The organism is Nitrospirota bacterium, assembly GCA_040756155.1.
Taxonomy (GTDB): Bacteria; Nitrospirota; Thermodesulfovibrionia; order JACRGW01; family JBFLZU01; genus JBFLZU01.
The window spans coordinates 13,519-40,338 of the sequence record JBFLZU010000083.1 but is presented as its reverse complement, the minus strand read 5'-3'; the positions used below and the strand labels follow the sequence as shown (position 1 = coordinate 40,338).

At 41.4% G+C, this 26,820-nt stretch carries 20 protein-coding genes; 15 read left to right on the top strand and 5 right to left on the bottom strand.

Annotated elements, in window-relative coordinates; translation table 11 throughout:
• The 9 genes from uppP to nadB form a co-directional block, all read left to right on the top strand.
• The coding region (uppP, locus tag AB1488_08375; GenBank protein ID MEW6410106.1) for an undecaprenyl-diphosphatase UppP at positions 1 to 851 on the top strand (851 nt) is incomplete at its 5' end.
• A 10-nt stretch (positions 852 to 861) separates the two neighbouring features.
• Complete coding sequence (locus tag AB1488_08370; protein MEW6410105.1) at positions 862 to 3,012, top strand: DNA translocase FtsK; 2,151 nt, start codon at positions 862 to 864, stop codon at positions 3,010 to 3,012.
• A 5-nt stretch (positions 3,013 to 3,017) separates the two neighbouring features.
• Positions 3,018 to 3,671, top strand: a complete 654-nt coding sequence (locus AB1488_08365) for an outer membrane lipoprotein carrier protein LolA (protein ID MEW6410104.1) — start codon at positions 3,018 to 3,020, stop codon at positions 3,669 to 3,671.
• 99 nt (positions 3,672 to 3,770) lie between these two features.
• A complete protein-coding gene (locus AB1488_08360) occupies positions 3,771 to 4,352 on the top strand; it encodes a hypothetical protein (protein MEW6410103.1) in 582 nt (193 codons plus the stop codon).
• A 10-nt stretch (positions 4,353 to 4,362) separates the two neighbouring features.
• Positions 4,363 to 6,849, top strand: coding sequence for an SNF2-related protein (locus AB1488_08355; GenBank protein ID MEW6410102.1), 2,487 nt, complete (start codon positions 4,363 to 4,365; stop codon positions 6,847 to 6,849).
• A 25-nt stretch (positions 6,850 to 6,874) separates the two neighbouring features.
• Complete coding sequence (locus tag AB1488_08350) at positions 6,875 to 7,513, top strand: DUF3800 domain-containing protein (GenBank protein ID MEW6410101.1); 639 nt, start codon at positions 6,875 to 6,877, stop codon at positions 7,511 to 7,513.
• Between the two features lie 182 nt (positions 7,514 to 7,695).
• Positions 7,696 to 8,811: a DNA recombination protein RmuC gene (locus tag AB1488_08345; GenBank protein MEW6410100.1), complete on the top strand. Its 1,116-nt coding sequence runs from the start codon at positions 7,696 to 7,698 to the stop codon at positions 8,809 to 8,811.
• 9 nt (positions 8,812 to 8,820) lie between these two features.
• Entirely contained in the window at positions 8,821 to 9,390 is a 570-nt protein-coding gene (locus AB1488_08340; protein ID MEW6410099.1) for a hypothetical protein, read from the top strand.
• Positions 9,391 to 9,422: 32 nt separating this feature from the next.
• Positions 9,423 to 10,988 carry an L-aspartate oxidase gene (gene nadB / locus AB1488_08335; protein MEW6410098.1) on the top strand — a complete coding sequence of 522 codons (1,566 nt, stop codon included), beginning with the start codon at positions 9,423 to 9,425 and terminating at the stop codon, positions 10,986 to 10,988.
• A gap of 17 nt (positions 10,989 to 11,005) precedes the next feature.
• Here the strand turns inward: nadB and bioA are convergent, their stop codons facing one another.
• The 5 genes from bioA to AB1488_08310 form a co-directional block, all read right to left on the bottom strand.
• Entirely contained in the window at positions 11,006 to 12,415 is a 1,410-nt protein-coding gene (bioA, locus tag AB1488_08330) for an adenosylmethionine--8-amino-7-oxononanoate transaminase (GenBank protein ID MEW6410097.1), read from the bottom strand.
• Between the two features lie 209 nt (positions 12,416 to 12,624).
• Positions 12,625 to 13,317 (bottom strand): DNA repair protein RadC, encoded by a 693-nt coding sequence (gene radC, locus AB1488_08325; protein MEW6410096.1) that lies wholly within the window; start codon positions 13,315 to 13,317, stop codon positions 12,625 to 12,627.
• 167 nt (positions 13,318 to 13,484) lie between these two features.
• On the bottom strand, positions 13,485 to 14,252 hold the full coding sequence (gene truA / locus AB1488_08320) for a tRNA pseudouridine(38-40) synthase TruA (GenBank protein ID MEW6410095.1): 768 nt from the start codon (positions 14,250 to 14,252) through the stop codon (positions 13,485 to 13,487).
• Positions 14,253 to 14,257: 5 nt separating this feature from the next.
• Positions 14,258 to 15,034 carry an energy-coupling factor transporter transmembrane component T gene (locus AB1488_08315; protein ID MEW6410094.1) on the bottom strand — a complete coding sequence of 259 codons (777 nt, stop codon included), beginning with the start codon at positions 15,032 to 15,034 and terminating at the stop codon, positions 14,258 to 14,260.
• The gene (locus AB1488_08310) at positions 15,015 to 16,652 is read right to left on the bottom strand and encodes an N-acetylmuramoyl-L-alanine amidase (GenBank protein ID MEW6410093.1); all 1,638 of its coding nucleotides are present in this window, start codon (positions 16,650 to 16,652) and stop codon (positions 15,015 to 15,017) included. The genes AB1488_08315 and AB1488_08310 overlap by 20 nt, the downstream gene beginning before the upstream one ends.
• A 410-nt stretch (positions 16,653 to 17,062) precedes the next feature.
• On the opposite strand from AB1488_08310, the gene dnaA reads away from it, so the two are divergent.
• From dnaA to serS, 6 genes are all read left to right on the top strand, one after another.
• Positions 17,063 to 18,397 carry a chromosomal replication initiator protein DnaA gene (gene dnaA, locus AB1488_08305; protein ID MEW6410092.1) on the top strand — a complete coding sequence of 445 codons (1,335 nt, stop codon included), beginning with the start codon at positions 17,063 to 17,065 and terminating at the stop codon, positions 18,395 to 18,397.
• A 55-nt stretch (positions 18,398 to 18,452) separates the two neighbouring features.
• Positions 18,453 to 19,565 carry a DNA polymerase III subunit beta gene (dnaN, locus tag AB1488_08300; GenBank protein MEW6410091.1) on the top strand — a complete coding sequence of 371 codons (1,113 nt, stop codon included), beginning with the start codon at positions 18,453 to 18,455 and terminating at the stop codon, positions 19,563 to 19,565.
• A 119-nt stretch (positions 19,566 to 19,684) separates the two neighbouring features.
• A complete protein-coding gene (gene gyrB, locus AB1488_08295; GenBank protein ID MEW6410090.1) occupies positions 19,685 to 22,147 on the top strand; it encodes a DNA topoisomerase (ATP-hydrolyzing) subunit B in 2,463 nt (820 codons plus the stop codon).
• 71 nt (positions 22,148 to 22,218) lie between these two features.
• The gene (gyrA, locus tag AB1488_08290; GenBank protein MEW6410089.1) at positions 22,219 to 24,705 is read left to right on the top strand and encodes a DNA gyrase subunit A; all 2,487 of its coding nucleotides are present in this window, start codon (positions 22,219 to 22,221) and stop codon (positions 24,703 to 24,705) included.
• Positions 24,659 to 25,522 (top strand): tetratricopeptide repeat protein, encoded by an 864-nt coding sequence (locus AB1488_08285; protein ID MEW6410088.1) that lies wholly within the window; start codon positions 24,659 to 24,661, stop codon positions 25,520 to 25,522. The genes gyrA and AB1488_08285 overlap by 47 nt, the downstream gene beginning before the upstream one ends.
• Positions 25,523 to 25,528: 6 nt before the next feature.
• On the top strand, positions 25,529 to 26,820 hold a 1,292-nt coding region (serS, locus tag AB1488_08280; GenBank protein ID MEW6410087.1), incomplete at its 3' end, for a serine--tRNA ligase.

Sequence of the window (26,820 nt, the reverse complement as noted above, 5' to 3'; positions counted from 1 at the left end):
GCATAAAATTTATTAACATGGTGGCTGAGGCAATACTTCTTGGTATCGTTCAGGGTATAACGGAGTTTCTTCCGATAAGCAGCTCTGCTCACCTTATACTTATCCCCTGGTTCTTTGGCTGGAACAACACATTGATAGACACACTGAGTTTTGATGTTGCATTGCATTTTGGAACATTCATGGCAGTGATCGTATATTTCAGGGATGACTGGAAGCGACTTGCTACTGCGTTCTTTAAGAGTCTCTCATCTATTACAAAATATAGGAGAAACAACAGTCTCCTGTTAACAATGGCGGAACGCCTTGTCTGGTTTATTATCATCGGCACAATCCCAGCAGGCATCGCAGGGATATTGTTCGAGGACATTATAGAGCGTTCTTTCAGAAGTCCAATCCTCATAACGGTCACACTGGTAACAATCGGCATACTCATGATCTTTGTGGAGTTTATCTCAAAAAGGCAAAAACATTTATCTGTAATGACATTCAGCGATTCCTTCTTTGTCGCACTTGCACAATGTCTCGCCCTTATACCAGGGGTTTCAAGGTCTGGTATCACCATAACAGCAGGGCTTCTAAAAAACTACAGTAGAGAGGCTTCAGCAAGGTTTTCATTTTTACTGGCAACACCGATCATAGCAGGTGCAGCGGCGTATAAACTCAGATATCTCCTTTCCGGCATCCCGGAGGGTGATTTAATACCATTTATAGCAGGAGCAGTCACATCTGCTATTACAGGCTATTACTCAATAGGTTTTTTACTTAAATACCTCCAGGAGAAACCTTTAAATCTGTTCAGTTACTACAGGTTTCTACTGGCAGCCATTATAGTGCTAAGGATTAAGTGGTAAGGGATAAGAGATGAAAATAGAATTTAAAAAAGAGATAGCACAGCATAGCAAAATAGATGAAATCATAGGGGTTGCTTCTATTGCCTTCACATTGATAGTGATCTTGAGTTTAATCTCGTACGATCACGAAGACCCTTCTTTTAATACTGCGACAGGACGTCAGGCTGTCCATAATTATGTCGGGATAGTTGGTGCATATCTTTCTGATCTCCTTTTGCAGTTTTTTGGAGGAGGGGCTTATATAATACCAGCAATTACGCTTGTTTATGGCGGCAACAGGCTGCTTAGAAGGGAAAAAACACATCGCCTGATAAAACTATTTGGTGGTTTATTCATGCTACTGTCGTTTTCAACACTCCTGAGCCTCCGTTCTGAACATATCTATCTCTTTAAGGGACAGGGGGTGCTTTCAGGGGGATTCTTTGGTTATACAATTTCTAATATACTCATACGATATTTCTCAACCGCAGGTGCTTATATAATAGCATCTACCATATTGCTGATTTCTATTTTAATTACCACAAGATTCTCTATCTCATCGTTCTATATCGGTATCATTGAGTTCCTGAAGTCCCTTTTTTTAAAGACCCAGAAACATGTGGATATATTGAGCAAACGCGAATTAAAACCGAAACCTAATGATTTACCAACCGAAGGGCCAACAATCAGTGATTCATCGCAGTTACAAACCCCTGTTCAACAGGCACGTCCTGTTTCTTTAGAGCCAATCCAGCAAGAACTCGGGTTTTCAGAAACAGGTGTGTTTAATTTACCTCCACTATCAATACTGCGGGAGCCATCCACAGTTAAAAGGAGAGTCTCAAAGGAAGAGCTTTTGATGTCTTCAAGTATACTTGAGAAGAAACTTCAGGACTTCGGTATTGAGGGTAGGGTAATACAGGTTCATCCTGGGCCGGTGGTAACAATGTATGAATTTGAGCCTGCACCTGGAATAAAGGTGAATAGAATCGTTGGACTCGCAGATGATATAGCTATGGCTATGAGGGCAGTGAGTGTGAGGGTAGTTGCACCTATCCCTGGAAAAGGGGCAGTCGGTATAGAGATACCTAATAACCAGCGTGAGGAGGTATTTCTCAAAGAAATACTTTCATCCGATGAATTCATGAAAAGCCAATCACCCCTAACAGTCGCTCTCGGAAAGGATATATTCGGTAATCCAGTTGTTACCGCCCTTGCCAAGATGCCTCATCTTCTTGTTGCGGGTGCAACAGGTTCAGGCAAGAGTGTGGCAATAAATGCAATGGTCTGTAGCATACTTTTTAATACCCGTCCTGACGAAGTGAGGATGCTGATGATAGATCCAAAACTTCTTGAGCTTTCTGTTTACGAAGATATACCACATCTCCTCCATCCTGTAATCACAAATCCGAAGCGGGCTTCGGATGCAATCAAGAAAGTTGTATGGGAAATGGAAAGGAGATACAAAATACTTGCCGAGAGAGAGGTAAGAAACATAGAGGGCTACAACAGGCTATTAGATGTAGAAAAACTGCCCTATATACTTGTTTTTATCGATGAGCTGGCTGATTTGATGACAATATCAGCCCACGAGGTTGAAGACTCTATTGCACGTCTGGCGCAGATGGCCAGGGCAGCAGGCATACACCTCGTGGTCGCTACACAAAGGCCATCCGTGGATGTCCTTACAGGGACGATAAAGGCTAATTTCCCGGCGAGGATATCCTTTCAGGTCTCTTCAAAGACAGATTCGAGGACAATACTTGACTCAATTGGTGCAGAACAGCTTCTCGGAAAAGGCGATATGCTCTTCCTTCCACCAGGGACATCCAGGATTACAAGAATACACGGTGCCTATGTGTCTGAATCAGAGATCAAAGAACTGGTGGATTTTTTAAAAGGTCAGGCAAGACCAGATTATGAGACATTTATGGAGCATGAGCTTACAGCGGAGGAAGAAAGAAAATCCGATGACGAAAGGGATGAACTATATGCCAGGGCAGTAGAACTCGTCACTTCTACTGGTAATGCCTCTATATCTATGATTCAGCGAAGGCTCAGGGTTGGATATAACAGGGCAGCGCGTATGATTGAGATGATGGAAGAGGATGGTATTGTTACGCCTTCAGAAGGAGGAAAACCGAGAGAGGTGATACGGAGAAGGGATAAAAAGAAGTGGTGAATTTCATGTTATGTTTGTATCTCGTAGCCCTCTTCTACTTACCCTCCTCAGCCAGTGCTGTGACACTCAATGAACTTATTGTTCTCATCCAGTCTTCCTATGAGAATACCTCAGACATTCAGGCATCATTTTTACAGGAATCTTTTATCAAGACAATGGGTACTATAAAGAAGGCAGAGGGGAGGCTTTATATAAAGAAGCCTGGCAGGATGCTCTGGAGCTACAAAAAGCCAGATAGACAGGACATACTTATCACAGGGAATGATGTATTAATTTATAAATACGAAGAAAGGCAGGTTATAAGAAGTCATTTAGGGTTAGAGAAAACCCCTGCGACATTCCTTGCAGGGATGGGAAGACTCAGAGATGATTTTAATATAAGTTATGCAGTAAGAGACTGCAATAAAGAGGGGTATTATCATCTTGAACTCATACCTAAAGCCAAAGGCAGTATAACAAGGGTATTACTTGAAATTAGAGCGTGGAAAGGCTACAAAAACGAAGATAAGGTCAGGTATATTACAAGTGGCTTTACCCTTACTGATATTATTGGAAACACCACAAAGATAGTCCTGAAGAATGTAGAAATAAATAGAGGGATAAAGGATTCTGTCTTTCAGGTGAAGATACCAGAAGGAGCAGAGATTATCGAGCAATAAGATTCAATTGGAGGGATACTTGTCCGTTTCTGGTGGAACAGAGGAGGTTAACTTATGGACAGAGAAGCAAAATGAAGCACAATGAGGGAGGTTATCAAAATGGACTTAAACTTAAATAAGGATGAAAGAAGTATATTACTGGTTTTTTTAGCACTTTATGAAACCTCGTCTCACGATGGATATCTGGGCGCGATTCTTATCACTGATCTACACGGGATACCTCAGGAATTTAGATGTACACATCCTGTTAAACCAACCACCATTCAAAAACCACTTTATGGAGACACTTTACAACCTTATATCGGGGTCAATCTATGTGGAATACCACTTATTGAGTCAATACAAAATAACCCGTCGCTGATAGTGGTTCGTGAGGAATTTCTTCTCGACGTGAGAACAGCATCTCCTTGCCCTGTTATATTGATTCGTAGAGCAGGAGAGGTAATAGATATAGAAACATCTGATAGACCCGAAACTGTATTGAAAAGAGAACGAATTGACTGCTCTACTGGAAGATTTCAGCCCATTGTATTTTCGCCACATCCCGATTTCGATGATGACAGAACGTCTGCAATGGAAACCCTCGAAAAAATTTTTAACTACCTCGATCCTCTTGAACCATTCGAGAGAATGGCCAAGGCGATTGAAGTACTCGGTAAGCAAGAAAAAAGATTTCAATAATGGGTGATACATGCTCTTAAATAATTTAAAGTTTTTAGAAAGAGCCAAGCTAAATCTGGTTAGCAAAATATTTCCGGTTAAAAAAACGGAGCTGATTTTACTGGATCAACTGGAGATAACACTTAAGGAAGCGAAAATAAGTCAGGTCAAAATTCCATCTATTTCTTTGCCGCAGGTCGGCCTTAACTTTTGTCCCGTTAGACCTGCAATTACTGGTCTAAAAACCCTTCTTGAGAATCAAGTAATAGAGGATTTTACTCTTTGGCTGAGGGAACAGCTTTTGTGTCCAGAAATAGAATCTTTTTCAGTTCTTTTAGATACACCACGGAAAACAGGAAAGTCATACCAGCAAAGTGAGACAGAAGGTAAGAAGGCTACATTATTTGAATTGGAGAAGGATAAGGATTGCATTCACGGGCTAAAAAAGAGTTGGTGTGCCATCTGTATTCAAAAGGAAAGGCAAGAGAGAGAAAGAACCTCCTCTCACGTTGACCTATTCGACCTAATTCTCCCCCTCCTCCAACCCCCGTTGGGCGAAAATTTTGATAGCCCAATTGCGTTCCCATTAGGAATGGAGTTATATCCTTTTCAGCGCATAGGCGTTAAATTTCTTACAGAGCACGAACGGGCGTTGCTTGGTGACGAAATGGGTCTAGGTAAAACACAACAGGCTATTATTGCCCTACGGTTTCTGTTCCGAATGGGAAAGATAACGAATGGTCTCATCATTTGTCCTAGGTCTGTTCTGACACATTGGGAAAGAACACTATGGGACTGGGCACCAGAACTAAGGCTGATAAAAGTCCGTGGGTCAAAAGAACAAAGACAGATAAATTGGAACTGCCCTGCACACATCTATTTGACAACATACGAAACCTTAAGACAAGATTTAGATGGTTCACTTAAAGACATTGACGCAATTATAAACTCTGATGGAGGTTACAGTATTACTTGTCCAAATGATGGCTGCTCTCAAAGGCTACGAATAGATAAAGAAATATTCGGAATTCAGGTGCAATGTCCAACTTGTAATCACCTTTTTACATATACTCCAGCAGAGGACATAGCAAGAAAACAGTTTGACCTTCTTGTCTTAGATGAAATTCAAAAGATAAAGAATCCCGGCGCTGCTATTACCAAAGCAGTTCGGCAAATTAATGCCTCGTATCGTTGGGGATTGTCTGGGACACCTTTAGAAAATCGTTTAGAAGAATTAATCTCTATTTTTGCATACCTTAAACCAGGTCTTTTACATTATGATTATGTGGCAAGACCTTTGGAAGTTGTTAAGGAAGCTATAAGGCCTTACTTTTTGAGAAGGCGAAAGGCCGATGCACTGCCAGAACTACCCGAGAAAGTTTGCGAAGAAACTTGGCTTGAACTTTCACCTGCCCAGAGAGAAGCATATGATAGAGCCGAACAAGAAGGGGTTATAGCTTTAAATGAGAAGGGTGATTCTGTAACGGTTCAACATATTTTAGCACTTATTACAAAGCTTAAACAGATTTGCAATATGGAACCCGCATCAAAAGAGAGTTGCAAACTTGAATACCTTTTAGAGAAATTAGAAGAGATTTCTGAACAAGATGACAAAGCTCTTGTGTTTTCCCAATATCCAGAGAAGACGCTTAAATTCATAGAGCCAGAGCTTAAGCAATTTAACCCATTTGTTTATCACGGTTCACTTTCAGATTCTCAAAGAGACGAAATAGTTAAGAAATTTCAAGAGGATGAACAGAGCAAGGTTCTCCTTATGTCTGTTAAGGCAGGAGGTCTTGGATTAACTTTGACGAGGGCTAATTTTGTATTTCATTTTGATCTATGGTGGAATCCATCGATTGCAGCCCAAGCGGAAGATAGGTCCCATCGGATAGGTCAGAAAAAGACGGTTTTTGTCACCTCTCTTTTTACAGTAGATACTATCGAAGAAAGAATACAGAACCTTCTTAAAAGAAAACGGGAGCTTTTCAAGGCGGTTATCGATGATCTGAGCGACACAAATTTATCAAGAGTTCTCACTGAAGAGGAACTATTTAGTTTATTCAACATCCAAAAAACAAAACCCACCACAGCAAAAGGTATGCCGAGAGGCGGGCTTACAATAGAATCATTAGGGCAAATTTTACCACAACAGTTCGAACGATTGATAGCTAACCTTTACGAAAAAATGGGTTATCAAGTGAAGCTAACTACTCAAACTAAAGATCAAGGTATTGATATTCATGCAAAACGCCTAAGTGAAACTGGAACCGAATATTTGGCCATTCAGTGCAAGCATTACCCCAACGGTGTAGTAGGTGTTGAGCATGCCAGATCTTTGTATGGAGTAATCCAAGATCAGCCAAGCATTACAAAAGGGGTGTTGGTTACAAGCGGTGAATTCTCCAGAGAATGCAAAGAATTTGCGAGAGGAAAACGCATTGAACTTTTTAATGGCAAATATCTTTGCGGTTTGTTTGAAAAATATGGTATATCCTTTTCTGGAAAGGCAAGATAGAAGGATATAATGTGAGATTCTGAGTATGCTGATTTTTATCGATGATTCAGGAGATCCAGGATTTAAAGTCGGGAAAGGTTCTTCCCCTGTTTTTGTTATAGCTTTAGTCATATTTGATGATGAACTTGAAGCCGAAGAGACAGCATTAAAGATTAAAAAACTAAAGAGGACAATGGGTTTATCCGATAATTACGAATTCCGGTTTAACAAATGCTCAAAAGATTTCAGGCTAAATTTTCTGAAAGCTATCGCTGATTGTGAATTCAGGGTAAGGGCAATAGCACTGAGGAAGCATAGGATTTATGGCAAAGAACTCAGAAATTCAAGAGAATCATTTTACAATTATGCCATAAAGTCTGTTCTTAAATACCACGGTGGCACGATAAGAGATGCAAAACTACGTCTTGATGGGCATGGCGACAGAAGACTTAAGCAGGCATTAACAACCTACCTGCGTAGAGAATTAAATCCTGTTATTGACATGGGGGATAAGGTATTTAAAAACCTGAAGTTTGTTGACTCTAAGAAAAATGTGTTAATTCAACTTGCAGATATGGTAGCTGGGACAATACGCAGGTCTTACAACAAAGAAAAAGAGGACAGCAATCTTTATAGAGAAATTATTCTGGATAGAATAGAAGATGTTTGGGACTTTGGGAGATAAAAACAAAAACCTCGAATACTCGAGGTTTAAGCGACCTAACCCCTATCGTAGGGTATCCCACGAACGCGCACCATACGGTGACAATTCGGGAATTAGGTCTTTGTAATTAAAATATATTAGAATACTATACATTTTGTCAACAAAAATTTTGAAAATGATATTGCTATTATAAGGGGGCTTAGATGGTGGAGATAATCAGCATAATTTTATTGATAATGATCATAGCAATCCTCTTTTATCTTGTTCTATCCTCAAGGAAGAAAGAGTCCGATCCTGCTTTGATTATAATGCAACAACAGATTGATAGCCTCAGGCAGCAACTCGGCGAATCCCTCTCATCGAGTAATACACAGATAAGTCAACAACTGTCGGCTGTGACATCACAGGTTAATCAGCAGTTAGCAAGTATTACACAACAGGTTAACACCCAGCTCGCATCTATTACACAGCAACTTCAAACTACTACAGGACAGATAGGAAGCCGACTCGACAGTGCTGCAAGGGTTGTTGGTGAGGTAAAACAGAACCTCGGTGAGTTATCAAAGGCAACAGAGAGGATATTTGAGGTCGGCAAAGATATTTCGAGTCTTCATGAGATACTGAAACCTCCGAAGATGAGGGGAGTCCTTGGTGAAATGTTGCTTGAGAATCTACTTGCACAGGTTCTCCCATCTTCGAATTTTACCCTGCAATATAAGTTTAAGGGAGGAGAGACTGTAGATGCAGTGATAACCCTTAATGAGGGTCTCGTACCTATCGATTCAAAATTTCCGCTTGAAAATTTCAGAAGGATGATTGACAGCACTTCAGACGATGAAAAAAAGAGATACAGGAAGGCGTTTGCATCTGATGTAAAAAGACATATCGATATTATAGCATCTAAATACATACTGCCGGATGAAGGCACTTTTGATTTCGCCCTTATGTATATTCCAGCGGAGAATGTCTATTATGAGATCGTTATCAAGGATGAGTCGCTTGGAGAGGAAAAAAGTCTTTTAGGTTATGCCATGGATAAGAGGGTTGTTCCTGTATCCCCGAACAGTTTTTACGCATACCTCCATGTTATCGCAATCGGATTAAAGGGTATGAGGATACAGCAGAGCACTAAGGAAGTAATAGCACTTCTTCAGAGGCTCAGAGGAGATTTCGACAGGTTCTATGAAGATTTTGAGGTGATGGGAAGGCATCTGAATAATGCAAGGACCAAATACGATGAAGCAACACGACGCCTTGAACGGTTTGGAGATAAACTTTTAAGTGTGTCCGAAGAACGACCGTTGGGGATAGAGGAATAGGAGTAGGGGATGGAGTCTTACCGCTATCAGCAGATCGCCTATCTGGTTGTTCCTATCATGCTCGGACTTGAATTTTTCCTCTGTGCCAGAGATGAAAGAAAAGACAAAGAGATTGCTCCAATTGGCTCTTATCTTCTTGATTTTTTTGGATTTATATTTTTAACTCTGATACCAGCTATATTCTTTTTTACAATATGGGCTGTTGAATATAAAGTTTTTCCTCTCCAAGCCACTACTTTAGCAAGGCTTGATAGATATGGTGTGATGTTTTTCTTTTTTGGTGCATGGTGGCAGGTCTATATCTTTACTGCACTTAGGGCGAGACGCATCAGGTTGAAAAACGGTTTCAGATGGATACTCTGGATACCGTATTTGCTCTTAGGGATATTTATCTCTCTGCTTGTGCTCTGGGTTTCACCATGGAACCTAAAATGGATTTCTGTTGGTTGGTTTTTCATACTCTTTGTAGTTCTGATAAAAGCATCTATGAAAACCGTTGAAAGGGTTTTCTGGATTCTTACTGGTTTTACTTTTTTTATGGAAAATATCTTTTTTATCTGGCTTGAGACAGTGATCTGAAAACAAAATATTTAAAATAAAAAATAATAAAAATGATTTTGATACCTAAGGTAGAGACCACAGATTTCCTTGTGATAGGTAGTGGTGTGGCGGGATTAAGGGCAGCCATTGAGCTTGCAAAGGCTGGTAATGTCCTTGTTATAACAAAGGATAAGGCGACCGAGTCAAGCACAGAGTATGCACAGGGAGGAGTAGCTGTAGCGCTCAGTGATGAGGATGAGGTCGGCATCCACTATGAAGATACAATAAAGGCAGGTGATGGACTCTGCGATGAAAGAGCTGTAAGAATCCTTGTTGAAGAGGGTCCTGCGAGGATTCTTGAACTTATATCATGGGGTGCTGAGTTTGATAAAGAGGGAAGCAGGCTTGCCTTTACCCGGGAGGCTGCGCATAGCAAGCGAAGGATACTTCACGCCCATGGAGATGCAACAGGAAGAGAACTTGAGCGGGTATTGTTGAAGAAGGTTAGAAGTTTCCCGAACATTTCCAAATATGAATATGCGTATACCATTGATTTAATAGTCAGAGATGGTATATGCAGGGGAGCCCTTCTTTTAAAAGAGGCTGGCAGAGAACTTGTTGCTATCAATTCAAAGGCAGTTGTCCTTGCTACAGGAGGTTGTGGACAGATATTTGCGCGGACAACGAACCCCCCTGTCGCAACAGGCGATGGAATGGCGATTGCTTACAGGGCTGGAGCAACACTTACAGACATGGAATTTGTTCAGTTTCATCCGACAACTCTTTATCATCCATCTGCCCCTCAATTTCTCCTTTCAGAGGCGATGAGAGGAGAAGGAGCGGTCCTCAGGAATACCTATGGTGAACGGTTCATGCCTGATTATCATCTGTCCGCAGAGCTTGCTCCAAGGGATATAGTGAGCAGAGCAATCGTTTCAGAGATGGTGAGGACAAAGTCAAAGAATGTATATCTTGACCTTACGCACCTCGATAAAGATTTTGTTAGAAGGAGATTCCCGCGAATATACTCTACCTGTCTGCGATTTGACATTGATATAACAGATGACCAGATACCCGTCTGCCCGAGTGCCCATTATATGATGGGTGGTATAAAAACAGACATAGATGGTACAACAGATATAAAGGGACTCTTTGCAGCGGGTGAGGTTGCGTGCACAGGTGTGCATGGTGCAAACAGGCTTGCGAGCAATTCCCTGCTTGAAGGAATAGTCTATGGGACGCTGGCAGGGGTGAGCGCCGCAGATTATGGCAGCAACATTAAAATCCAGGGGGTGATACCTCCATCTTACGAAACAATGGAAAGCTGTAGCGACCTCGATATAGATAAGATTCGCGCCTCACTAAGACGTCTGCTGTGGGAGCGGGTAGGGATCATACGGTGCGAAAAGTCCCTTAACGAGGCAAGAGAGAAGATTAACAGGTGGAAGGGGGTTCTTGATTGTAATTTTTTTAGCAGAAGGGAACTTGAGGTAAAAAATATGGTTACTGTTGCGATGCTTATCACCGAGTCTGCATTCTTAAGAGAGGGTAGCGTAGGGGCACACTATCGTTCAGACTTCCCGGAGAAAGGTGATAACTGGCAGAGGCATATAGAATGGAGGCTTCAAGGTAATTGAAAGTCATTGGTTGCTATTCACTTTCCACTTTCGACTTTCAACTTTCTTATCGCCTCCCCGACTATCTCCACTATCCTTTTGATCTCCTCCTCTGTCACTGAAAGAGGAGGCATCAGCACGATGACATCACCAAGCGGTCTTATGATAAGACCATTTTCTCTCGCTGATTTTATAACCTTTAACCCTACCCTCTCCCCTGCTGGAAAATGAGTCTTCGTCTCTTTGTCTGCCACAAGTTCAATCCCTACCATAAAACCTTTCTGTCTTATCTCACCCACAAGGGGGAGGTTATTTAGTGGCTTCAGTCTCTCTGAAAGAAGGGCTATTTTGGGCTGAAGGTGCTCAAGTGTTTTCTCCCGTTCGAATATCTCAAGGTTCACTATAGCAGCAGCGCAGGCAAGGGGATTACCTGTATAGGTGTGCCCGTGAAAGAAGGTCTTAAATTCTGTGTATTCACTGAGAAATGCGTTAAATATCTCTTCCGTCGTAATTGTAGCTGCCAGTGGTAGATAACCTCCTGTGATCCCTTTTGCCACACACATGATATCGGGACTCACATTCTCATGCTCGCAGGCAAACATCTTGCCCGTCCTTCCAAAAGCGGTTGCCACTTCATCTACTATCAGAAGGACATTATATTTTGTGCATAGTTCACAGACACCTTTTAGGTAGCCTTCTGGTGCTACAATCATCCCTCCAGCGCCCTGAACAACAGGTTCTATTATGACCGCCGCTATTACATTGTTGTTTTTTTTGAGAAGTTCTTCCATCTGCTCGAGACAACCCATAGCACAGGAGGGATATGAAAGCCCCAGTTCACACCTGTAGCAATACGGGGATGGTACCCTGTAAGATGGGAAAAGAAGTGGTTTAAAGGCACTGTGAAATATCTCGATTCCACCTACACTCACAGCACCTATGGTATCTCCATGGTAGGCATTATTTAAAGATAAAAATGCTGTTCTTCCCCTTTGCCCCTTATTCTGCCAGTATTGAAATGCCATCTTGATGGCTATCTCAACAGTAGTGGAGCCGTTATCAGAATAAAAGACCCTTGTTAAGGCTGAAGGCTGAAGGCTGAAGGCTGAAGAGTCAGTGCCTTTTGGTGTAATTTGAACAAGTTTCTCCGCTAATTCTATCGCAGGAACATTGCTTAACCCAAGCAGGGTTGAATGTGCAATATTTTCAAGCTGTTCTTTTATGGCATCGTCTATCTCTTTCCTCCTGTGTCCGTGAATGTTGCACCAGAGAGAGGAGACACCATCGAGATACCATCTTCCATAGGCATCCTTAAGGTAATTGCCCCTCCCTTCTATGATGATAAGCGGTGGCTCCTCAAGCCATTCCTTCATCTGCGTAAAGGGATGCCAGAGGTATTTTCTGTCATCGTCTTCCCAGCGTTTGTTCCTATCGATCAGCCCGTTCATCGTAATAAATAACCTTTACACAAACCTAGTGATAAGCAGGACTGACTTGAGCGACATCAGAGACTTTTCGGTAACAGTTCTTAGCGAACTGGAGCGTCCACAGCCTCGACTGTTTGAACCCGAAGGGTGAGTTTCGAGGCTGTAGCGGAAGGAGATTAGAACTGTCGAAAAATCTCGTAGGAAGCGAAAGACAGTCCTGCCTGCTGTAATTACAATAGCCTTTCATCCATAAAACTAAAATGTTTCTCATAACCGATGATAACATGGTCAAGGACTTTTATCCCGATGACATTGCCTGTCTCTACAAGTCGCTTTGTTATCTCTATATCCTCTTTGCTTGGTAATGGATCTCCACTTGGATGGTTGTGAACAACGATGACCGAGGCTGCAGACTCCCTTATCGCAGGATTAAAGACCTCTCTTGGGTGCACCAGTGAGGCGGTAAGACTCCCCTCAGAAATAATTATATCCCTGAAGAGTCTGTTTTTCCCATCAAGCAAACCGCATATGAATACTTCTTTTTTCAGTCTGCTCATAAAGGGGTTATAGTGTTTAACTACATCCATACTACTGGTAAACGGAGTGTTTTTCTTTACAGGTTCGCTTAACATCCTGCCTCCAAGTTCAAAGGCTGCCTTAATCTGTGCTGCCTTTGCTATACCGATGCCCCTTATGCCACAGAGTTCGGCTATCCCTGCTGAGGCTATCGCCTTGAGGCTACCAAAGGATGTAAGGAGTGTGTTGGCAAGGTCAAGGGCACTTTTATCCTCTCTTCCTGTTCTGAGTATTATTGCGAGGAGCTGGGCATCTGAAAGCATTTCTGTCCCATATCTTATAAGCCTCTCCCTGGGTCTTTCTTCCTCTGGCCATTTTTTTATACTCCTGATATTAATACTATCCATCTATGGAATCTCCCCCACAGCAACGCTGTGGTGAATCTTCGAAATGTAAGAAATTATTTTATTTATATTCGCTCGCTAATCCATTGGGAACGCTCGCTATGCATTTTTAAATACTACCATTTTGTCTTGCTCTGTCAAGGAAAAAGTTTCAAATTGAAATTATTTTCTCAGTACTTTACCCCCATAAGAATCAGTCCCCTTGCAGGGGCTGTTGGTCCTGCGAGGTTTCTATCCTTAGCACTAAGTATCTCCCGCACAGCATCAGGGCTCAATCTACCTCTACCTACTTCAACAAGCGTTCCAACGATGTTTCTTACCATGTGGTGAAGGAATGCATTAGCTTCTATTGTTATTACTATAAACGACCTACGTTTCTCTATCCTTAGCTCTGCTATTTTTCTTGCTGTCTTTCTGGCAGTGCATGCCGATGCCCTGAATGAGGAAAAATCATGTTCTCCTGTGAGAAACCTACCAGCCTCTATCATTGCCTCTACATTAAGATTCCGACGAATATGCCATACATAATTCCTGAGAATGGTTATAGGATCTTCCTGATTAAGAATGGTATATGAATACAGTCTTCCCCTGGCACTATACCTTGCGTGGAAGTCCATATCTACCTCAGCCGAATCCAGTATTTTTATATCTTCAGGAAGAGAGGCATTGATAATATCCTTCCAGCGTTTTCCTTCAATTTTACCCTCACACCAAAGATTTTGGTGTAAGGGTTTACTTACTGTCTTAAAATTTGCTACCTGACCAAGGGCATGAACCCCTGCATCGGTTCTGCCCGAAGGGATTAACCTTAAATTTTCCCCTGTAACCCTTTTAATTACATCCTCTATTACTCCCTGTATGGTTCGCTCGTCTTTCTGTCTCTGCCACCCTGCGTAGTTAGTCCCATCATACTGTATCAATAGTTTTATGTTCTTCATTTCCCTTAGATAAGTAATACCAACCCAATGACAAAGAGTGCTGAGATACCCGTGATAGCAAGCTTATCTCTTTTCCTGAGAGCGCTCTGTTTTAGCGGAGGGGGGACATTTCCAGAGGCGATAATCTCATCCGCCATTGAAAAGATTCTGACAAAGAGTTCTGATATGGCTGGAATTATTTCTTTTGCATGCCCAAAAAATTTATTATCCTTACTCTTATTTTTATTGTTTCGTATATGGTTTAGCCCCGCGTCGACGGTCTGGTTTACCTCTGTGATTAGCATTGGGATAAACCTCAGTGATAGGGCTATCATAAATGAGAATCTCTGGATAGGCACACCTATCCTTTCAACTGGATAGAGGATTCTACGGAGTCCTTCTGTAAGCTTTTCCGGGGAGGTGGTAAGTGTCAGCACAGAGGCCGTGAGAACCATATTGGTGAGCCTGAGTGAAATAAAAATTCCCTCCTTTAATCCTTCTTCTGTAACGTTTATAAAAGCTAAGTTAAATGGTAGGATTGGCTTGCCTGGGGTAAAGAAAAGGTGTGTAAACGCCGCCAACGCAATAAATATATATATACCTTTAAATAGTCTCACCATTGGGAGTGTTGATATACGAGCTACCAGGAGAATCACGCTCAAGATTATAAGGTTTCCATATATATCTTTTACAAGGTAGAGAATTATTATAAGGTAAAAAAAGATAAATAGCTTTACTGTGGGTTCTATCCTGTGAACTGGTGAGTCATGTTTTTCGTTCAGATTAAGAACCATCCTTCTCATTTCTTTTTACCATATGCCTGGTCTTTACGGAGTTAATATACCTTTCTACCCCCCCATAAAGGCCCCCAGCAATTCTCTGTCGGAAAGTTTTATCTGATAGTCTTTTTTCCTCGAGTGGATTGGTTATGAAGGAAACCTCCACAAGTATACTTGGCATCCTTGCACCAATAAGGACATAAAAGAGTGCCTGTTTTACACCAAGAGCTGTAATACCGCTGTATCTGTTGCTGAGATTTTTAATGAGCGATTCCTGTGTCATATTGGCTAATCTGATGGACTCATCTCGTTTATTATCTCTTATAAGATCGCTTAGCATCCACTCAAGTTCTCCTCTAATTTCTTTCATCCTCTTCTTTGAGATGGCGTTTTCCCTTGCTGCAACAGACATTGCTTCTTTATCATTGGTCCAATTAAGCAGGTACGTCTCAACCCCCTTAGTTTTAAAATTTGGACTTGCGTTTGTATGAATTGATATAAATATATCTGCTTCTTTTGAATTAGCTATGGCTGTCCTCTTATCAAGCGGTATATATATATCGCTCTTTCTTGTGAGAAAAACCTCTAAATCTTTATTCTTTTTAAGAAGGGATTGAAGCCTCTTCGCTATATCGAGCACTACATCCTTCTCCATTAATCCATTTGGTCCTATTGCTCCAGGGTCTTTACCACCATGTCCCGGATCAATAACAATCCGCTTTATCTGAATGGCTGTCTGTATATCCGCTGGTGGTTTTTTTATGGGCTTTGTTTCTATGCCAACCACATCTATCACAATACGTTCTGGATTTTCTAATAAGAAAACCTTATAACTTTCAAATCTACCAAGATCTAGCACTATCCTTACGGTATTTGCTGTAAACTGGTTTAACCTTATCTGTCGTAGTATACCATCATTTAAAATAATTGGTTCTCTTTTAATCTTAGAATCAAGTGTAGCATCCTTAATGTCAAAATACAGGCGTTCTGGATTAGAGATGCGATGTTCTGAAAAATTAACTGGCTTATCTGATTCTATTACTACTCTAGTATATGTTTTTGATGTTGTATATCTTATTTCCTTGATTATGTTGGTTTTATAAAGGAATGCTTTTGCGCCTTTTTCATCTAATTCTATCATTCTTTCTTTTGATTCTCTTGCAAAATCACTCTTGGGATATAGCTCTATAAGCCTTTTATATTCATTAAATGCTCTTTTATAATCTTTTTTATAAATTGTGTATATCTGTGCAATCCTGTAATGTGCCTCATCAATGTGACTGTTCTGTGGATATTTATTAATTAATAAAAAATAGTATTGTAAAGACTTGTCTATATCTTTTTGTTCTTTAAATCTAACAAACAACTCTGTATGAAGTTCTCCGAGGATGTATATTGCGTCTCCCGCTATTGGGGATTTGGGGTATTTTTTTATAATTCTTTTAAATCTTTTTTTGTGTGTTATCCAGTTTTCCTTTTTACTTTTTGGGGTTTCTGATAGAAGAAAGTTTTTATATTTCTGTTTGGCTTCTTTGAATTCTTTCCATGGAGACGATGATATTGAGGTTTGTGGAATAATTAAAAACACAAAAATCCATATTAAAGGTATAATTAAAAACCTCTTTTTTGTTTTATATAACATAGTCTATGATACTTTATTACTTTAAAAAGTATTTTATAATATTCTTTTTTAGTAGAAGTAATATTACCAGTTATTATTGTTAAGAATAAAGAAAAAACTTAATATACAACTATAATTTATTTTTCCTAATTGTTTATGACTGTTGGAATAATATTAGATATTAAAAATAAGAAAAAAACAAAGAAAAAAACACTTGCTTCAAACATATTACTAATATATAATTTAACATAAAAATAGCTCAACCCCCCACGAACAGAAGAGAGGAGGAGGGTTTCTTGTCCCCTTCGTTGTTTTATATAAAATTAATTATGTTAAAATATATAATAAAATAACATAAGTATATGATTATTAAATAAAAAATTAATTATTAACAGTTGTTAATAATCCTGTTAATAAGTTATTAGAAATTAATGAAAAATTCAAACATCTGGGATACATGCCTTGGTATAATTGAACAAAAGGTTTCAAAACAACCCTTTGATATGTGGTTTCCTCCAACCCACCTAAGATCACTTACCGAAAAAGAGGCATGTATTGAAGTGCCAAATAGATTTTTTAAGGAATGGTTCGAGGAACACTATATACAGCTTATATCCGATGTTCTAAAGACTGCATTAAATAAGGATGAATTAAATGTAACTATTATTATCTCAACAGAGAACAAAAAGGATACAGACAAACAAAGGGAAAACGAAGCCAAGACCCTAAAACAAAGAGAAAGGGGGATATACCTAAACCCGAAGTATACATTTAATACATTCGTAGTTGGTACCTGTAATCAGTTCGCACATGCCTCGGCAAGGGCTGTAGCAGGAGCTCCGGCAATAGCTTACAACCCACTCTTTATATATGGTGGGGTTGGTCTTGGGAAAACACACCTGATGAATGCAATCGGAAATTTTATTTGGGAGAAAAACCTAACTATAAAACTCGTGTATACCCCTGCCGAACAGTTTACAAATGAACTTATAACATCCTTGAGATACGGGAGGATGGTAGAATTTAGGAATAAATACAGGAATATGGAAGTATTGTTAATAGATGATATACAGTTTATTGCAGGCAAAAACAGTACCCAGGAGGAATTTTTCCACACATTTAATACACTCTATGAATATCAAAAACAAATCGTAATCTCCAGCGACAGATTTCCAAAGGATATAAATCAGATAGATGATCGGTTAAAATCAAGATTTGAGTGGGGGCTTATTGCGGACATTCAACCACCAGATGTAGAGACAAGGGTGGCAATTTTACTTAAAAAGGCTTCAAGTGAAGGGATAGTGATATCACTTGAAGTTGCCCAATTTATTGCTGATAGAATAAAAACAAACATCAGAGAACTAGAAGGGTCTCTTATCAGGCTTGGAGCGCATGCCTCATTTACAAAAAAGGCTATAACCATTGATTTTGCAAAGAGTGTGCTTAAAGATATCTTTGATGAAAAAGAGCGCTTAATTACGGTTGATCTGATACAAAAACAGGTTGCTGATTATTTTGAGATAAGGCTTGCAGACCTCAGGTCGAAGAAAAGGACAAAAGAGATTGCAACAGCCCGACAGATAGCAATGTATCTATCAAAGAACTTAACAACGCTATCACTTTCTGAAATCGGAAAAAACATTGGAGGTAAAAACCATGCAACAGTAATACATGCCTGTAAACAGATAGAAGACAAAAAGGCTAAAGATGAGAACCTTCAGGCTAAAATTGATGCCCTCATGGGGTTAATTAAAGGCGAATAAAGTGGCACCCCAAAAATCATAGGATTTTGGGGGAACGCATGAAAGGAGCTGTGCCATGAAGATTAAGGTTAAAAAAGAAGAGTTTATCAGAATGATTCAGCGGGCGCAGGGTATTGTTGAGAGAAAAAGCACAATGCCTATACTTTCAAATATACTCTTAGAGACATCTTCGGCTGGTGTAGATTTATCAGCTACAGACCTCGAAGTCGGATTCAAAGATTGCTGTTCAGCAGAGGTCATGGTGGAAGGCGTAACGGTTATCTCTGGGCGAAAACTTTATGAAATAATCAAGGAGCTACCAGAGGAGGTTATTGACCTCTGGAGCGAAGAGAATAAATGGCTAAAGATACAGGCAGGCGCAAGCGAATTTAAGATTGTTGGTATGAATAAAGAGGACTTTCCTGCCATTCCTACAGCCGTTGAAAGCCAACTCCTCACACTTTCAAGTCAACTCCTCAGAGAGATGATAAGGAAAACTATATATGCTACAGGTGAGAGTGATACGAGATATGTCCTCAATGGTATCTGCTTGAATGTGATTACGAAGGAAGGAAACTTGATTCTGGATATGGTGGGTACCGATGGACACAGACTTGCACTGACAACGAGGGCTCTCGAAGGGATGAAGGTGGAGGAACAGAAATTCATTATCCCAAAGAAGACAATGGCAGAACTCAGAAAACTAATTGATGAAAAAGAGACAGCGAATGTTTCTATCGGATTTAATAAAAACCACATCCTCTTCAGGATAAGCGAGATGCTTCTTTCCTCAACGCTGATAGATGGAACATACCCGAACTATCATCAGGTAATTCCAAAAGAGAACGAAAAGGTCGTCACAGCTGTAAGAGAAAAATTACTTAGTTCTCTGAAGAGGGTTTCAATCCTTGCGAGGGAGAAGACGAACACCGTAAGAATCGATATCGATAAAAGCAGGATGATGCTCTCAACAGAGAGTGAAACAGGGGAAGCGAAGGAAACGATTCCTGTAGATTACCAGAATGAGCCGTTGACAATCGGATTTAACGCCCGTTACCTCATTGATGCACTCCAGGTTATAGATGGAGAGATGGTAAGGGTTGAATTAAAGGATAGCCAGAGCCCCTGTCTTATTAGAGGCAGTGAAGATGAAGGGTATATCGCAATAGTGATGCCATTAAGGCTTTAAAGGGAATGTCACACTGAGCCGAAGGCGAAGGGTCTCAAATAGAGCCTGTCCTGAGCGTAGTCGAAGGGATTCTTCCCCTTCGTTTCACTCAGAGTCAGAATGACAGAAGGAGGAAGTAGTTGGAAGAGTTAAAAGAAGTGTCATCCCTGAATGAATCGAAGATCGCTGCGGAGCAGCAATCGGAGATCGCGCAGCAATCGAGTTATGAGGCAGAAGATATAAAGATCCTTGAAGGTTTAGAGGCTGTAAGAAAAAGACCTGCCATGTTCATAGGAAGTACAGGGATCGCTGGACTACACCATCTTGTCTATGAACTTGTGGATAACAGTGTAGATGAGGCAATGGTTGGGTTTTGCAGGAATATCTGGGTGACGATTCATATAGATAACACTGTTACTGTAAACGATGATGGACGTGGCATACCCACAGGCATGCATCCCACGGGGAAATCTGCAGCTGAAGTAGCCCTTACTGTGCTTCATGCTGGAGGTAAATTTGACAACAAGGTCTACAGGGTCTCTGGTGGTCTCCATGGAGTCGGCGTTTCCGTTGTTAATGCACTCTCTGAGTGGCTTGATCTGGAGATAAGGCGTGAAGGCCTCGTCTACCAGCAACGGTACGAAAGAGGTGTTCCACAGACAGAACTTATTATTGCAGGCAGAACGAAGAGCACAGGCACAAAGATCACCTTCAGTCCGGACCCAGAGATATTTGAGGAAATAGAATTCAGCTTTGATTACCTCTCACAACGGCTCAGGGAACTGTCATTTTTAAATAAAGGACTGAAGATCTGCATCCATGACGAAAGAATGAACAAGAAACATATCTTCCTTTATGAAGGAGGAATAAAATCTTTCGTTGAATATCTGAATAAGAATAAAACACCATTACATCCTAAACCCATAACCTTTTTAAAGGAGAAGGATATGATCTCAATAGAGAGTGCACTTCAGTATAACGATGGCTATATAGAGAATATATTCTCCTTTGCTAACAACATAAACACGCAGGAAGGGGGTACACACCTTGTGGGATTTAAAACCGCCCTTACAAGAACAGTCAACAACTATGTAGTCTCAAGCGGGATGACAAAAGAAGGTAGGGATATACTTACAGGAGAAGATATCAGGGAGGGACTTACCGCTGTAATCAGCGTAAAGATGCCAAATCCCCAGTTTGAGGGACAGACAAAGACAAAGCTTGGCAATAGCGAGATAAAAGGTATTGTTGAGTCTGCGGTCAATGAAGGGCTGGCGGAGTTTTTCGAGGAAAATCCCTCTATAGCGAAGAAGATAGTAGAAAAGGCGGTTCAGGCAGCAAGGACGAGGGAAGCGGCAAGAAAGGCAAGAGAACTTACGAGAAGAAAAGGTGCGCTGGATGGGGGTGGACTACCAGGCAAGCTTGCTGACTGTCAGGAGAAGGATCCGAAGGGTTGTGAGCTTTTCATAGTTGAGGGTGATTCAGCTGGAGGCTCTGCAAAACAAGGGAGAAACAGGGTAAATCAGGCAGTGCTGCCACTTAAAGGCAAGATACTTAATGTAGAGAAAGCACGATTTGATAAGGTGCTCTCTAACGATGAGATAAAGACGATGATAACAGCCTTCGGGACTAGTATCGGTACAGATAATTTCGATATTAACAAACTCAGATACCATAAGATTATAATAATGACAGACGCAGATGTTGATGGTGCTCACATCAGAACCCTACTGCTTACCTTTTTCTATAGACAGATGCCTGAACTTATAGAGAGGGGACACCTCTATATCGCACAACCACCCCTCTTCAGGATTAAACGTGGCAAAGTAGAGCGGTATCTCCAGAATGAAATGCAACTCCAGGAGATGCTTATAGAGTTGGCAGCAAAGGAGATACAACTTATCAAGGATAAAAATATCCCTCTTACAGAGGAAGAGTTCATCTCTGTAATGAGAAAGATGCTAACTATAGAAGGGATCTTGGATCGTCTCTCAAAAAAGAGATATGACCCCGAGATTATGAGAGCAATTGTTTCACAGAGAGATGTGAATAGAGAAACGCTCAGAGATGAAGATAGGCTCAACGCTTTAGCGCGCAGGATAGAAGATTATCTTACAGGGAAAGGTATTACCCCCCTCTCTGTAGCCATCCAGCAGGACGAAGAACATAACTCATATATAGCCATTTTTGAATATAAGAAAGACGGTCAAAGCAGAAAGGTCATCCTCGATGAGGGATTGATTACCCTTCCCGAGTTCAGGAAACTGCAGGGATTATCTCGGCAGCTCAGTAATCCTCCGTATATTACGAGGAGCAATGGTGTAGAACGAGCTTTCCCGAATACAAAGATGTTGATGGCTGAGGTTCTTTCTTTCGGGCGGAAGGGATTAACAATGCAAAGATACAAAGGGCTTGGTGAAATGAATCCCGAACAACTCTGGCACACAACTATGAATCCAGAGACAAGAACCCTGATTCAGGTTACAGTCGAAGATGCGGTAAAGGCTAATGAGATATTTACAATTCTAATGGGTGATCAGGTTGAGCCAAGGAAAAACTTTATTCAAAGACATGCACTTGAAGTGAGATTTCTGGATATATAATCAGAAGCCCCCTCACCTTAATCCTCTCCCCTCAGGGGAGAGGGGAGGGTGAGGGGTGTAATCGGAGAGATATGCAGACACAGGAGCTAAAGATACCAGTTGAAGAAGAGATGAAGTCTTCCTATCTCGATTATGCAATGAGCGTAATTGTAGGAAGAGCACTGCCTGAAATACGCGATGGGCTCAAACCAGTTCAGCGTAGAATACTGTATGCCATGTTCCGCGAAGGACTCCTTTCAAACAGGAAATACTCAAAATGCGCTGGAGTTGTTGGTGAGGTTCTGAAAAAATATCATCCCCATGGCGATATGGCTGTATATGACGCACTGGTCAGGATGGCGCAGGACTTTAATATGCGATACTCCCTTATAGATGGGCAGGGGAACTTTGGTTCTATTGATGGCGATCCCCCTGCGGCCTATCGTTACACAGAGGCAAGGCTCACAAACCTATCCGAGGCGATGTTATCAGATATAGATAAGGAAACAGTTGATTTTGTTCCGAACTTTGATGAGACAACAGAAGAACCCGTTGTGCTTCCAACACGGGTGCCGAATTTACTGATAAATGGCTCTTCAGGAATTGCTGTTGGAATGGCAACAAACATCCCTCCACACAACATCGGTGAGATAATTGATGGACTGGTGATGATTCTAGAAAACCCATTGGTTACCACAGAAGAAGAGCTGATGGAGGTTATAAAGGGCCCAGACTTTCCTACAGGAGGGGTGATACATGGGAACAAAGGTATTATCGATGCCTACACTCATGGGAGAGGATTAATACAGATAAGGGCAAAGGCAAGGATAGAACGTGACCACAGAAGTGAAAGAGAAAGCATTGTCGTCATCGAGCTCCCGTATCAGGTCAATAAGGCAAGGCTTATGGAGAAGATTGCAGAGCTGATAAGGGATAAAAAGATCGAAGGGATCTCAGAGCTAAGGGATGAGTCAGCCAGGGATGGGATCAGAATAGTGATGGAACTTAAACGAGGTGAGATTGCCGAGATTGTACTCAACCAGCTTTATAAACATACACAGATGCAGACCACCTTTGGTATAATAATGCTCGCACTCGTAAATAACCAGCCGAGGATATTAAACCTCAAGCGGATGCTTCATTACTTTATACAACACCGTAGGCAGATTGTTCTGAGACGTAGTCAGTTTGAACTTCGCAAGGCAGAGGAAAGGGCACACATTCTTGAAGGCATCAAGATAGCCCTCGAGCATATAGATGAGGTAATTGTACTGATTAAAAGATCGAAAACACCTGAAGAAGCAAAGATAGGGTTGAGTCAGCGGTTTTCCCTCACAGATATACAGGCACAGGCCATCCTGGAGATGAAACTGCAGAGGCTTACAGGGCTTGAGAGAGACAAGGTTATTGAGGAGCGAGACGCACTCCTTAAAGAGATAGACAGACTCAAGCAGATACTTGGAAGCGAGATACTGCTACGGGATATAATAAAGAATGAACTAATTGAGATAAAGAAATCATATGCCGATAATCGGAGAACTGATATCGTAGAGGAGACGACAGAGATAACAGTTGAAGACCTTATAACCGAAGAAGACATGGTGGTTACGATATCCCATCAGGATTACATAAAACGCAACCCACTCAGCCTTTACAGGAGTCAAAGACGTGGTGGCAAGGGCGCCACCGCCATGGAGACAAAGGAAGAGGATTTCGTAAAACAACTATTCGTTGCTTCAACTCATAGCTATATGCTCTTTTTCACGGATGCTGGAAGGGCTCACTGGCTTAAGGTGCACCAGATACCAGAGGCGGGAAGAGCGGCAAAAGGAAAGGCTATTGTAAATCTCCTCCCGATGATATCAAAGGAAAAGATCGCAACAGTTTTACCCGTAAGAGACTTTAAGGATGGAAGATACTTAGTGGCGGTTACTAAGAAAGGTATTGTCAAAAAGACCGAACTATCGGCATATAGCAACCCCAGGGCTAAAGGGATAATTGCCATTAGCATAGATGAGGATGACGAACTTATAAGCGTAAAACTCACAGATGGAAGGCAAGAGATACTTCTGTGTACAAAGAGAGGATTATCAATAAGATTCAAGGAAGAAGATATAAGGTCTGTAGGCAGAACTGCCAGAGGTGTTAAAGGTATCACACTCGGAAAAGAGGGTCACCGCAAAAAGTCCAATAGACCTTTGGGGGACTCAGGTGAGGACGAGGTTGTGGGGATAGAGATAATTACTGAAGGCACAACTATTTTGACCGTCACAGAAAACGGATATGGAAAGAGGACAGCAGTTAGCGGTTACCCCATTCAGAGTAGAGGGGGGAAAGGTGTAATCACTATTAAAGCAACTTCAAAGGTAGGGAATGTAGCAGGCATTGCCCAGGTCTCTGAGGACGATGAAATTATGATGGTCACAGCAGAGGGCAAAGCTATAAGGGTGAAGATAAAAGAGATACCTGTCATGAGTAGGAATACACAAGGAGTGAAGCTATTTGATATTGATAAAGGGGACAAAGTGGTGTGTGTTACAATTTTGGCTGAAAAAGAGGAGACAGACAAGGAGATATAGCGTAACCACTGCAGGGATAATCATCTTTTTGCTTACACAAATCCTTTCCTGTTCCAATCCAGTCAAGGGTTATGTAGAAGAGGCAGAGAGAAAGTGGCAACGAGGCGACTACGCTGGTGCTGTTATAGAATATAGGAAGGTAGTCGAGAAAGACCCCTCATCGAAATGGAGCGAAGAAGCACTCTTCTGGATCGGGACAGCCTACATGCTTCACCTTAAAGACGTCGAGAAGGCACTGGTTAACTTCAAAAAACTGGTTAGGTTATACCCTCAAGGAGAGAGGGCCCCTGAAGCACAGTTTTATATTGCAGGAATATATGAGAAGGAATACGAGGACTATTCACGGGCTATAGTAGAATATCAGAGAGTTATAGAGAGCTATTCCAATAGAGCGCTCCATCAGCAGGCTAAATACAGGATTGCTGACTGTTATATGAAAAAAGGAGACTATAAAAGGGCTGCTGAGGAGTGGAGCCAATTCTTAGAACGCTATCCAAAGGGAGAAAATGCAGAAATGGCTCTTTATCTGCTTGGCAGTTCTTATCATGCCCTCGGGGAATATGCCAAAGGCAGAGAAGTGTTTAACAGATTACTGAGTGAAAATCCCGATACTGAACTCTGGACAGAGTCACGTTTAGGCATAGCGGAGTGTTTAGTAGGGGAGGGGAAACTCAAGGAGGCTTTACAGATACTCAGGGAAACGAGGGAGCGATATGAGAACAAGGATGCGATCGATATAAAGATAGCGGCAATACAGAGCCGAATCAACAAAAGCAACTTGCCATTTCACAGTCCGAGCAGGAGACAGAAAAAGTAAGGTATTATGTTAGATGTTAGATTTATAAGAGAAAATATCCCACTTGTGAATCAGGCACTAAAGAACAGAGGCTATGAGTTGACCCTTGATGAATTTCTCAGGGTGGATGCAGAAAGGCGTAAGCTGCTCTTAACGGTTGAGGCTCTAAAACAGAAAAGAAAGGTCATATCAGAGAAGATTAGAGAGGATGTTAGCGAGGAAATTAGAGGGGGAAGAGGAAAAGAGGAAGCAGTCGAGGCTGTGCTCAGTGAGGATATGCTCGGTAAGATGAAGATGCTTTTAGATGAGATCAAAAGACTGGATGAAGAAGTAAAGAGGAAGGAAGAAGTGCTTAAGGAGATACTCCTTGTGATTCCTAATATCCCTCACCCCTCTGTTCCGATTGGCACAACAGATGCAGATAATGCAGAGATAAAGAGATGGGGAAATCCCAGGGATTTTCCATTTACCCCCAAAAACCATTGGGATATAGGCAATACACTCGGAATTCTTGATTTTGAGAGGGGCGCAAAGATAGCAGGGACGAGATTTACGCTGTATAAGGGGATAGGAGCAAGACTCGAAAGGGCATTGATTAACTTTATGATGGATTTACATATAAAAGAGCACGGTTATGTTGAGGTCTTTCCACCGGTGCTTGTTAATAGAGAGAGCATGATAGGCACAGGGCAGTTGCCAAAATTTGAGGATGAACTCTATAAGGTAGAGAGAGATAGCTATTATCTCATCCCCACGGCAGAGGTTTCTGTTACAAACATCTTCAGGAATGAGATACTTGCAGAGGGAGAGCTTCCTATTAACTTTGTCTCTTATACTCTCTGCTTCAGGAGAGAAGCGGGCTCTTACGGGAAGGATACAAGAGGACTCATTCGCCAGCATCAGTTCAACAAAGTAGAACTCGTGAAGTTTGTTAAACCAGAGGATTCATACGGCGAATTAGAGCGGTTACTTTCTGATGCTGAAGAGGTTTTAAAAAGATTAAATATCCCTTATAGAGTGGTAGTACTCTGCACAGGGGATCTCGGATTTGCATCTGCAAAAACATATGATATAGAGGTATGGCTTCCAGGGCAGCAAAGATTTTGTGAGATTTCGTCCTGCAGTAACTTTGAGGACTTTCAGGCACGAAGAGCAAACATCAGGTATAAGAGAAAAGGCAGGAAGGGAACCGAGCTCGTCCATACATTAAACGGTTCAGGGCTTGCCGTAGGTAGAACAGTGGTTGCTATATTAGAAAACTTTCAACAAGAAGATGGAAGTGTTATAATACCAGAGGCACTGAGACCGTATATGGATGG